General features: G+C 71.1%; 9 protein-coding genes. 3 read left to right on the top strand and 6 right to left on the bottom strand.

Annotation, left to right across the window (positions count from 1 at the left end; all coding sequences use genetic code 11):
- Window positions 1-369: 369 nt before the first annotated feature.
- The 4 genes from D7Y21_RS12795 to D7Y21_RS12780 are packed head-to-tail and all read right to left on the bottom strand — an operon-like array spanning window position 370 to window position 4,201.
- A complete protein-coding gene (locus D7Y21_RS12795) occupies window positions 370-576 on the bottom strand; it encodes a hypothetical protein (protein ID WP_120562456.1) in 207 nt (68 codons plus the stop codon).
- A 2-nt stretch (window positions 577-578) separates the two neighbouring features.
- Window positions 579-2,018, bottom strand: coding sequence for an aldehyde dehydrogenase family protein (locus D7Y21_RS12790; RefSeq protein WP_121713399.1), 1,440 nt, complete (start codon window positions 2,016-2,018; stop codon window positions 579-581).
- 27 nt (window positions 2,019-2,045) lie between these two features.
- Window positions 2,046-3,497, bottom strand: a complete 1,452-nt coding sequence (locus D7Y21_RS12785; RefSeq protein ID WP_121713397.1) for an aldehyde dehydrogenase family protein — start codon at window positions 3,495-3,497, stop codon at window positions 2,046-2,048.
- Between the two features lie 32 nt (window positions 3,498-3,529).
- A complete protein-coding gene (locus tag D7Y21_RS12780) occupies window positions 3,530-4,201 on the bottom strand; it encodes a TetR/AcrR family transcriptional regulator (RefSeq protein WP_121713395.1) in 672 nt (223 codons plus the stop codon).
- A 125-nt stretch (window positions 4,202-4,326) separates the two neighbouring features.
- Between D7Y21_RS12780 and D7Y21_RS12775 the strand changes: the two genes are divergently transcribed.
- Window positions 4,327-4,953 (top strand): phospholipase D-like domain-containing protein, encoded by a 627-nt coding sequence (locus tag D7Y21_RS12775; RefSeq protein WP_121713432.1) that lies wholly within the window; start codon window positions 4,327-4,329, stop codon window positions 4,951-4,953.
- 46 nt (window positions 4,954-4,999) lie between these two features.
- Complete coding sequence (locus D7Y21_RS12770) at window positions 5,000-6,397, top strand: sensor histidine kinase (protein WP_120562452.1); 1,398 nt, start codon at window positions 5,000-5,002, stop codon at window positions 6,395-6,397.
- A 14-nt stretch (window positions 6,398-6,411) separates the two neighbouring features.
- Here D7Y21_RS12770 and D7Y21_RS12765 read toward each other — a convergent pair whose 3' ends face one another.
- On the bottom strand, window positions 6,412-6,786 hold the full coding sequence (locus D7Y21_RS12765) for a helix-turn-helix transcriptional regulator (protein ID WP_014393392.1): 375 nt from the start codon (window positions 6,784-6,786) through the stop codon (window positions 6,412-6,414).
- Between the two features lie 423 nt (window positions 6,787-7,209).
- The gene (locus D7Y21_RS12760) at window positions 7,210-8,091 is read right to left on the bottom strand and encodes a nitronate monooxygenase family protein (protein ID WP_121713393.1); all 882 of its coding nucleotides are present in this window, start codon (window positions 8,089-8,091) and stop codon (window positions 7,210-7,212) included.
- A gap of 238 nt (window positions 8,092-8,329) precedes the next feature.
- Here D7Y21_RS12760 and D7Y21_RS12755 point away from each other — a divergent pair, with 238 nt between their 5' ends.
- Window positions 8,330-10,510, top strand: a complete 2,181-nt coding sequence (locus tag D7Y21_RS12755; RefSeq protein WP_121713391.1) for a HEAT repeat domain-containing protein — start codon at window positions 8,330-8,332, stop codon at window positions 10,508-10,510.
- Window positions 10,511-10,514: the final 4 nt, after the last annotated feature.

Below are 10,514 nucleotides of genomic sequence, written 5' to 3'. Positions count from 1 at the left end.
CAACCTGCCCGCCAGTCGCACCGGGCCCCGTTCCTTCCGGGACCCGACACTTTTGGCTCTCACCGCGCGGAAAAAGCGAAGGCCTCCTGCCAGCCGGAGTGCCAGGAAATGAGAGACGAGCTGCTTCGGCGGTGACACGGAGTGCGTTGCCCGCACGGGCCACGAAAGCCCGGGCTTGCGCGGTCAGGCAATCCCAAGCTCTTCGAGGAGGGGCTGGAGGACTGGCCCCATTCCATGACGCTCGCAGCCATCGCGCAACTCAGCGACATCCAGGTGTTGCCGATTGCGTTCCAGGAAATCCCAAGAGGCCGACCATGCGCTCGGCAATCTGGAGCGTACGCTCCCGTCGCTTGGCACTGAGTGTGTCGCTCACTTGGGCGTACCCGGGCTGGGCTCATGCGTGCGCGCAGGCGTGATGTAGCGCATCCGCTCCTTGAGGCTCAGCGCGAGCAGTACGCGTTCCCGAGGAGTCATCGCGGCCAGTCGCTCGAACTGAGCCCTCCGCGCCGCATCCGCGCTCTTGCTGGGGCGCTGTCCGTAGAGGCCACGAGGCGGCGGTGTGTCGTCGGAGTTCATTCCTATTCGAACAGCTTGCTCGCGAGCCGTGCCAGGCGCTGGGCCTTGCCCCGGTAGGGCGGGAAGAAGAGGTTCGTGAAGGACGTGCGGCCCTGACGTACCACCGCGCGCTCGTGGCTGAAGGCCTTGAAGCCCGCCTCGCCGTGATACGCACCCAGGCCGCTCTGGCCCACGCCTCCGAAGGGCAGGTGCGGGTTCACGTTGTGCAACACCACGTTGTTCACCACCGTGCCGCCCGCGCTCGTCTCCTTCAGCAGGCGCTCCACCGTGGCCTCTTCGTGGCTGAAGACATACATGGCCAGCGGCTTGCCCCCCGCGCGCACCTGCGTCACCACTTCATCCAGTGACTCGAAGCGCAGCACCGGCAACAGCGGCCCGAAAATCTCCTCGTCCATCACCGCCGTCTCCGGCGTCACGTCCGCCAGCACTGTCGGCGCGATGTAGCGCGTCTCCGCGTGCACGCCGCCTCCCGCCACCACCCGCGCCCCTCCCGCCACGGACTCGTCCAGCAGCCGGCACACGCGCTTGTACGCGCCGTCATCCACCATCCGGCAGAAGTCCGGCGTCGCCCGCCGCGCCTCCTCCGTCTTCCCGTAGAAGCGCTCCAGCGCGGCCTTCATCCCGGACAGCAGCGCCTCTTCCTTCGACGCATGCACCCAGACGTGGTCTGGCGCGATGCACGTCTGCCCCGCGTTCAGGAACTTCCCCCACACAATCCGCTCCGCCGCCGCGTCCACATCCGCTGACGCATCCACGATGACCGGCGACTTCCCGCCCAGCTCCAGCGTCACTCCCGCCAGGTGCCTCGCCGCCGCCTCCATCACCCTCCGCCCCACGCGCGGCCCGCCCGTGAAGAAGAAGTGATCGAACGGCAGCCGCAACAACGCCTCGCCCACCTCCGCGCCGCCCTCCACCAGCGACACCTCGTCCTGCGGAAACACGTCCCGTAGCAGCTGCGCCAGGAAGCGCGCCGTGCCCGGCGTCTTCTCACTGGGCTTGCACAGCACCGCGTTGCCCGCCGCCACCGCCGCCACCAGCGGCGACACCAGCAGGTGGAACGGGTAGTTCCACGGCGCCAGGATGAGCACCACGCCCTTGGGCTCCGGGTGCACCTCGCTCTTCGTGCCCGCGAGCAGCAGCGGCGCCCCCACCTTGCGCGGCTTCATCCACGCCTTCAGGTGCTTCTGCACGTGAGCCAGCTCCAGCAGCACGGGCAATATCTCCGTCGCCTCCACCTCCGCGGGTGGCTTGCGGAAGTCCTCGTGCAGCGCGTCCGCCAGCTCCTCACGCCGCTCCAACAGCAGCGCCTTGAGCTTCTCCAGCCGCGCGAGGCGCTCCTTCGGCCCTGTCTTCGCCAGCTCCCAGCGGCGTGCCTGGAGGCGGTCGAACACCGCCTGCAGGTCTCCCGGGACCAGGGCTTCCTCCACTGACACCACGCGCATGCCGGTTCCTCTCTCCCACCCCGGGACCTACTCCAGCATCCGGGTCGCCTTGGAAGCCCATTCCTGGGTCTTTCCCCGATACGGCGGGAAGAACACCGCGGCCAGCGACTTCATCCACTGAACCATCACGGCCCGCTCGTGGCTGAACGTCTTGAAGCCGTAGTGCCCGTGGTAGCTCCCCAACCCGCTCATTCCCACCCCGCCGAACGGCAGGTTCGGGTTCGCTACGTGGATGAGCACGTTGTTCACCACGACTCCGCCGGACGTCGTGTGCTGGAGCACCTCCTCCACCATCTTCGAGTCCTGCGAGAACACGTAAAGCGCCAGCGGCTTCCCGCCTTCGTTGATGTGCGCGTAGACCTCCTCGCGCCGCTCGTACGTCAGCACCGGCAACACCGGCCCGAAGATTTCCGCCTCCATGATGGGCATCTTCGTCGTCACCCCGGACAACACCGTGGGTGCCACGTACCGCGACGGCCCGTCCGCCGTGCCGCCCGCCTCCACCTTCGCCCCCTCGGCGACCGTGCGGTCGAGCACCTCCTTGAGCCGCCTCCACGCCGCCGGGTCCACCACCCGAGCGAAGTCCGGGCTCGCCTGACGCTCGGCCTCCGTCGCGCCGTAGAAGCGCGTCAGCACCGCCTTGAACGCCTCCAGGAATGCCTGCTGCTTCGACGCCGGCACGTAGATGTAGTCCGGCGCCACGCACGTCTGGCCCGCGTTGACGAACTTGCCCCACGCCAGCGCCTCCGCCGCCGCCTTCAGGTTCGCCGACTCATCGATGATGACCGGCGACTTGCCACCCAGCTCCAGCGTCACGCTGGACAGGAACTTCGTCGCCGCCGCCATCACCTTGCGGCCGATGTTCGGGTTGCCCGTGAAGAAGAAGTGGTCGAACGGGTGCTGGAGCAGCACCTCCGCCACCTCCGCGCCACCCTCGAACACCGCCACCTCGTTCTCCGGATAGATGTCCCGCACCAGCTTCGCCAGGAAGCGCGACGTGTGCGGCGTCTTCTCACTGGGCTTGATCATCACCGCGTTGCCCGCGGCGATGGCCGCGATGAGCGGCGCCGCTACCAACTGGAACGGGTAGTTCCACGGCGACAGGATGACCACCACGCCCTTCGCCTCGAAGCGCACGTGGCTGGACGCGCCCTTGAGCGTCAGCGGCGTCGCCACCCGCTTGGGCTTCATCCACGACTTCAGGTGCTTCACCGTGTGGTTCAGCTCCTCCAGCGTCGGGTGGATCTCCGTCAGCTCCACCTCCATCGCCGGCTTGCGGAAGTCCTGGTGGATGGCCTCCGCCAGCTGCTCGCGCCGCGCGATGATGGCCTCGCGCAGCTTGCGCAGCCTGGCGATGCGCTCCGCGGGAGTGCTGCGCGACAGGTTCCAGCGGTTCGCGCGCTGCGACTCGAACACCGCGCGGATGCGGTCCACTTCGACCGTGGCCTGGGGGAGGAGGGACGCGACGGCTTCCAGCATGACGGGCTCCGTTTCAAGAAAGACGCAAAGGGTCAGCGGGCCTCGAGCCCGCGAAGAAGGGTGGTGATGGCCGCCGTCAGCTCGGCGGAGAAGTCCACGCGCAGGGGCGCCATGTGCGGCAGCGTCAGCACCTCGCGCGCCACGGGAGCGATGTCCGCCATCTGCCGCAGGCCCGTCATCAGCGCGTGCACATGGCGGATGAGCTGGACCGCGGACTCCGGCGTGAGGGAGGGCAGCCGCGCCTGGAGCAGCGCCGCCGTCGTCCCCATGGACACGAGCACGCGCTCCTTGAATGCCTGTGCCTGCGCCACCGTGACGTTCTGCTCCAGCACCGTCTGCGCCCGCGCGAGCAGCCGCGTGAAGGTCTCTTCACCCTCCAGCGACTCGGCCACCGTGCGCGCCAGCTGGTGGCCCGTCCACGTGCCGTCTTCGGCCAGGCGTCCGTTCAGCTTCGCGAACCACGCGGTGAGCAGGTCGTCCAGGAGCGCCAGGAACAGCGCCTCCTTCGTCGGGAAGTAGAGGAACACCGTCCCCTTCGCCAGGCCCGTGCGCGCCGCGACGTCCGCCATCTTCACCTCGGCGAACGACGTGGCCTCGAACAGCGCCCGCGCCGCGTCCAGCAGCTCGCGCCGCCGCGCTTCCTTGTCCTCGTCCCGCCGCGCCCGCAGTGGAACGACCCGCTTCGCGGCCAGTGCTTCCACCATGACCCGGAGTTAAATGACCGTCGGTCATTGGTCAAGCCGGCGCCTGGGTCTCCTTCCACCGCAGGACGTTCGCGAGGGGAGGGGGATGGTGTCGTGTAATCCCGTGTGCGACGCTGGGTGACATGATGAGGCCCATCGACGCGGAGCTGCTGTCGGGGAGCGCGCTGTACCAGGAGGTGGTGCTGCGCAAGCTGGCCCACGCGCGCGAGTCGGTGTGGATGGCCACCGCCAACGTGAAGGCCATGTATGTGGAGCGCGCGAAGGGGGCGTTCGTGCCGCTGCTGGAGGTGTTGGACGGGCTGGCCGCCCGGGGCGTGGCGCTGCGGCTGTTGCACGCGGAGCTGCCCAGCCGGCCGTTCCGGGCCGCGTTCGACGCGCGCTCCCGGCTGGTGAAGGGGGGGCTGGAACTGAAGGTGTGCCCGCGCGTCCACTTCAAGGCGGTGGTGGTGGACGGCGCCTGGGTCTACCTGGGGAGCGCCAACCTCACCGGCGCGGGCCTGGGCGCCAAGGGCGACGATGTCCGCAACTTCGAGATGGGTTTCGTGACGGAGGACTTCGACACCATCGACCGGACCACGGCCCTCTTCGAGGCCGTGTGGAGCGGCGCCGAGTGCCGGGGATGTCGGCTTCGAGCGGTGTGTCCTGACCCCATCTTGCCCTCCGGCGGCGGACAGGCGAAGAAACGGGGACGGGACGCGGTGCGCTTGGGGAAGTCCCGCCGGCTGCGACGTCCACGGGAGGACTCGACATGAAGCTGCACTTCGCGCCGCGCAACGCGCCCTGGGGGACCAGCGCGGGGTGACGCCTCCAACCTCCAGTGCGTGGGACGACGCGAACGCGGATGTCCGGGCCCGCCGTCGGGTCCGGCGGCGCACGTATTGGTGGTGCGCGCTGATCATCACGCTGGGCTCGCTCGCGCACCCGCTGATTCTCGGCGGCTTCCGCGCGGACTTCCTCGCGGCGCACCTGGCCTGGGCCGTGGCGTTCCTCGCGCTGGGGACCGCGGTCGGCGCGGGGTGGCTGCGCCCGCCCTTCAGCGGCATCGCGGCGGGCACCGTCAGCCTGACGGCGCTCACCGTGAGCATCCAGCTCACCGGTGGCCTGGAGAGCCCGCTGTTCCCCGCCTTCTACACGGTGCCCCTCCTGGTCACCGTCTTCGTCCCGGGCCAGCGCCTGCCGGTGTGGTCCGCCATCGGGGGCACGCTGGTGGCGGTGGGGCTGATGACGTGGCTGTCGCACGTGCCCTGGGCGGTGTTCGTCAGCCAGTGCCTCAGCCTCGTCTTCGTGTTCGCGGTGTCCGCGCACGGCGCGGAGGCCTTCCGCAAGCTGCGCGCGGCCGAGCGCAACGCGCACCTGGAGCGCGTGGAGGCCCTGCGCCAGCTGGCGGAGAGCGAGTCTCGCCGCGCCCGCGTGGAGCGCCAGCGCGCGGAGGTGGAGCGGCTGGTGGTGGTGGGGCAGCTGGCCGCGGGCGTGGCCCATGAGGTGAACAACCCGCTCGCGTACGTGAAGTCGAACCTGCACTACCTCCAGGAGGAATGGGCGCACGGCGCGCCCGACGACCTGGAGGACGTGCGGCGCGTGCTGGACGAGACGCAGCAGGGCGTGCTGCGCATCCAGCAGATCGTCACCGACCTGCGCCTGTTCTCCCGCGAGGCCCCCGACGAGCTGGAGTCCTGCGACGTCGCGCAGGCGCTGGCCGAGGCGCAGCGGCTGGCCTCGGTGCGCCTGCGCAGCCTGGGCCTGGTGGAGCGCGACGTGGCGCAGGAGCTCTTCCCCGCGCGCGTCACGGCCCGCCACCTGGTGCAGGTGCTGGTGAACCTGCTGCTCAACGCCGCGGACGCGCTGGAGGCCGCCCGCTCCAGCAAGCCCGCGCACGTGATGCTGCGCGCGCGCATGGAGGACGGCCGCGTGCGGGTGGAGGTGGAGGACAACGGGCCGGGCATCCCCGAGGCCGCGCTGTCGCGCCTCTTCGAGCCCTTCTTCACCACGAAGCCGCCCGGCAAGGGCACCGGCCTGGGCCTGGCGCTTTGCCGCGACTACGTGGCGCGCGCGGGCGGCACCCTGGACGCGGAGAACCGCGCGGAAGGCGGTGCGCGCTTCATCCTCCGGCTGCCCGTCGCCGGCACCGCATCCCCCCCTGTCCACCGCGAAGCGCCGGCGCCCGTGGACGCGAACGCGGAGCCCGCGGCCGAGTAGCCCCTCTCAGCGCTTCATCGCTCCAGCGCGTGCGCCACCTGCCCCAAGAGGCGCAGGCGCGGGGAGTCCAGCTTGCGCACGGTGCGCATCAGGCGCCGCACCTCCGGACGCTCGCGGTACTCCGGCGGATCCTCCGCGAGCTGCGGCGCGCCGTCCTCCGTCACCGCCGCCGTCGCGCTCAACCCGAGCAGCACGTCCGACGAGCAGCTCAGCACGAGGCAGAGCTTCCGCAGCGTCCGCACGCTGGGCAGCATGTGCCCGCGCTCCAAACGGCCGTACACCTCGGTGGCGATGCCGACGCGCTCGGCGACATCGGCCTGCGTCAGCTCCAGCCGCTGCCGGGCCACTCGCACCGCGTTTCCAATGAGGGTTGCCAGTCGCTGTTCCATGGCGTGCAAAACCTGTCGAAAGAGGAGCTTCTCCCCCCGCTTTTCAGACGGAGAGGTACCGGGGAGAAGTCGCTGCCTTGCGTGACCTCGTGAGACACAGATTACGAGTGGGGTCTGACATCCCCGGGCGTTCGGACAGGGCCCGCAAACCCTCGACAATCCGCCGTTTCCGCCGTTCTCACGCGCGCGTTTGGCAAGGCTTCCCGGGTGTTTTTTCTTGCGCGTCACGCGCGCCGAACCGGGGTGGTAGGCGCGCACGCCTCCGCCCCTCCCAAGACGTCACGGGAAGGCCGTGAGAGGTCGCCCGACGTGGCAGGTTGCTTCGTGCGATTCGCGACGACTTCGCGGGTCCGGGGAGACCGCGCGCTTCCGGCGGAGTGGGCCGGAAGCGGGGCTCGACACCCGGGCTGCTTCAGTGCTGCTTCAGGATTCGGACGGCAGCGCGGCGCGGGCTTCGGAGTACTCGCGCACCATGCGTTCGACGACGGTGGCGGCGGGCAGCACGTCCTTCACGAAGGCCACGCCCTGGCCCGCGCTCCAGGTGTCCTTCCACGCCTTGCCCTGGCCCGCGCGGAAGCGCTCCAGCGCGCTCTTGATGAAGTTGCCGTGCACGCCCGTGACCTCCTTCGTGTACTCCAGGTCCTCGGGCCCTGAGTCCACCAGTGCCTGCTTGTAGTCAGGCGCGGCGCCGGCCTCCACCGTGGCCAGGAAGCGCGTGCCCACGTACGCGCCATCCATGCCCAGCGCGAGCGTGGCGGCCAGGTGGCGCCCCGTGGACAGTGCGCCCGCGAGCACCACCGGCACGCCCAATTCCGCCTTGAGCCACGGGCCCAGCACCATGGGGCTCAGGTTGCCCGCGTGGCCGCCCGCGCCGCTGCCCACCGCGACGAGCGCGTCCACGCCGGCCTTCACGGCCTTCTCCGCGTGGCGCAGTGAAATCACGTCGCTCCACACCTTGCCGCCGTACGCGTGCACGCGCTCCACGATGGGCGTGGGGTCGCCCAGGCTGGTGATGACCAGCGGCACCTTGCGCTCCACCGTCGCGGCCACGTCCTCCTCCAGGCGCTCGGCCCACTTGAGGATGAGGTTCACGCCGAAGGGCACGTCCTTCGGGAACGTGTCGAGGAAGTTCCGGTACGCCTGCGCGGTGCGGTAGTTGAGCGACGGCACCGCCCCGATGGCGCCCGCGCGTCCGGCGGCTTCCAGCAGCGCCGCGTTGGACACCAGGAACATGGGGGCGGCGATGATGGGATAGCGGATGCCCAACATCCGGGTGACCGCGGTATCGATGCGCGAAGGGGCCATGCGCGCATTGGAGCATGCGTGCGCGCGGGCGCGAGGCCGAAAAATCGGCCTGGGCGGCGTTGTCAATCACAGCGTGCCCCGGCGGGGGAAAACCCCTGGTGTTTCCGTGGTTTACGTAGCACGTAGGGCTGACATAAGGTGCCTGCCCCGGCGGCGAGCCGGGATACCGGGGAGTCCCTTCGGTGAAGCGAACCGGGGAGCGCCGCCGAGCGCCTTCGCGGGGAGGCCAGAGCCAGTCGTGAGTGACGAGCGTCCGGACGCGCTGCTCAAGAGCGCACTCGAAAAGATCGTCTACTTCGAGGCCCGTGCGCAGCAGTTGCATGGCGAGCTGGCGTCCGCACGCGACGAGCTTTCGCACCTCAAGGAGGACCTGGCGGAGGGGCACCAGCGTGAGCTGGACCTGCGCCGGGAGGTGGCCTCGATGGAGGTGAAGAGCGCCCGCGCGCAGGCCGAGCGCGAGGAGTTGTCCCGGCTCAACCACGCGCTGCGGCTGGAGCGCGACCAGCTGATGGCGAAGCTGCTGGACGCGAGCCGGATCCACTCCTCCGGGCAGGCCCGCGCCATGGCGGAGGATGACGCCGACGAGCTGGGGTTCGACCTGGCGTCGTTCATCTCCCAGCTGCGCAGCGAGGTGATCCTCCGCGGGGACGTGCCCGCGATGCGCGCGCCCTTCAACGGGCCGGCGGTGCCGCTGAAGTCCTCCGAGCCGAGCGTGCCGTGGGCGGAGCGTCCCGCGCCGGCCATTCCGTCCCGGGCTTCGATGGTGTCGTCGGGCGCGGCGGAGTCGGGGCTGTCGCCGGTGGCGCGCGAGGCGCAGCGGCTGCAGAGCGAGGGCCGCCTGCGGGTGAGCCCGGAGCAGATGGCGGAGCTGTCCGGGCATTCGGGCAGCACCACGGACGAGACGCTGTTCGGGTTCTCCGTGCGGGAGCTGTCGGCGGCGGACGCGGCGGCCCGGGTGCGGGCGGCGGAGCGGCTGAAGGCGCTGGCGCATCCGGCGGCGGCGCCCGCGCTGGCGGCGGCCCTGCACGCGGAGACGGACGCGACGGCGCAGGTGGCGCTGGTGCAGGCGTTCGCGGGGCTGTGCCGGGAGGAGGGCGCGTCGGTGGTGTCGCCGCTCCTGTCGTCGCCGGTGCCGGAGGTGCGCATCGCGGCGTTGAAGGCGCTGCTGGTGCTGGCGCCGAAGGACGCGGCGCCGCACCTGGCGCAGGCGATGAAGGACTCGGACCGGTCGGTGCGCCGGCGCGCGTCGCTGCTGGCCCTGGGGTTGGAGGGGGAGACGGCGCGGCGGCTGGGCGAGGACGCGATCCACGACACGGATCCGGAGGTCCGCGCGCTGGCGGCGCTGGCGCTGGGCGCGGGCCGGGGCGAGAACGCCCGGACGCTGCTGTTGGGTGCGCTGGACGACGGCGAGGCGCGCGTGCGCAAGGCGGCGGCGCAGAGCCTGTCGCGCATCCTGGGGCACGACGTGTCCGCGGTGGTCGCGCTGGATGATGCGCACCGGCGCCGGGAGATCCGCCGGCTAGCGACGCTGCCCGTGAGGCCCGTGCGCGCGACGCTGGACGTGAAGCCCGTGCGCGCGGCCCCCGTGGTCGCGGAGGCTCGGCCCGTCGCGGTGAATGCCGCGCAGCCCGTCGCGGTGAATGCCGCGCAGCCCGTCGCGGTGAATGCCACACAGCCCGTGGCGGTGAATGTCGCGCAGCCCGTCGCGGTGAATGCCGCGCAGCCCGTGGCGGTGGTGCAGGTCGCGCAGTCCGTCGCGGTGAATGGTGCGCAGCCTGTGGCGGTGGCGCATGTGCAGCCTGTGGCCGCGATGGGCGCGCCGCGGGTGAGCGCCCCGGTCGCGGCGCCGCAGCCCCTCCCTTCGATTCCCGAACACATGGCCGTGCCGGTGTCTCTCGCGGACGTCGCCGCGAACACCTCGCAGTGGACCGCCACGCCGATGGCCGCCCCCGCGCTCGCGGTCGCCACCGTGGGCGCGGCCCGCTCCGCACCCGCTGTGATGCACGGTGCGGCTCCGGCGCCTGCCCGGGTCGCGAACGGTGGGCCCGTGTCCTTCGCTTCGGGCCCTGCCGCGCCGCCGTCGCGCCCGGTGGCCCCTGCTCCTCCCGCAGTGCCCGCGCAGCCCGCCGTGCGGCGGACGCCCGTGCAGGCCGCGCTGGTCGCCATGGGCGCGCCTCCTCCCGCCCGGGCTCCGGCGCCTGCCGCCCCGCCGCCGGTTCCTCCCAAGCGCGGCCCGTCTCCCGTGGAAGCGCTGTGTGGGGCGATGTTGCAGGAGGTGCGGGTCGCTGTCCGAGGACGCTCGCTCGCCGAGCTGACGTCCGGGCTGTCCGCTCCGGCGGAGCTGGCCCAGGAGGCTGTTGCCCTGCTGGTGGCCCGAGGGGCCATCGTGCGAAGGGGGCACAAATACTTCGCCGCTTGAGGCA

Source organism: Corallococcus sp. AB045 (assembly GCF_003668895.1).
Taxonomy (GTDB): Bacteria; Myxococcota; Myxococcia; order Myxococcales; family Myxococcaceae; genus Corallococcus; species Corallococcus coralloides.
The sequence above is the reverse complement of the archived record's forward strand: the minus strand, read 5'-3'. Positions and strand labels throughout refer to the sequence as shown.

What these genes read in the sequence shown, in the direction of transcription:
- D7Y21_RS12780 (WP_121713395.1), bottom strand. Translation starts at nt 4,201, where the DNA reads ATGGTGGAAGCACTGGCCGCGAAGCGGGTCGTTCCACTGCGGGCGCGG.
- D7Y21_RS12765 (WP_014393392.1), bottom strand. Translation starts at nt 6,786, where the DNA reads ATGGAACAGCGACTGGCAACCCTCATTGGAAACGCGGTGCGAGTGGCC.
- D7Y21_RS12785 (WP_121713397.1), bottom strand. Translation starts at nt 3,497, where the DNA reads ATGCTGGAAGCCGTCGCGTCCCTCCTCCCCCAGGCCACGGTCGAAGTG.
- D7Y21_RS12775 (WP_121713432.1), top strand. Translation starts at nt 4,327, where the DNA reads ATGAGGCCCATCGACGCGGAGCTGCTGTCGGGGAGCGCGCTGTACCAG.
- D7Y21_RS12760 (WP_121713393.1), bottom strand. Translation starts at nt 8,091, where the DNA reads ATGGCCCCTTCGCGCATCGATACCGCGGTCACCCGGATGTTGGGCATC.
- D7Y21_RS12795 (WP_120562456.1), bottom strand. Translation starts at nt 576, where the DNA reads ATGAACTCCGACGACACACCGCCGCCTCGTGGCCTCTACGGACAGCGC.
- D7Y21_RS12790 (WP_121713399.1), bottom strand. Translation starts at nt 2,018, where the DNA reads ATGCGCGTGGTGTCAGTGGAGGAAGCCCTGGTCCCGGGAGACCTGCAG.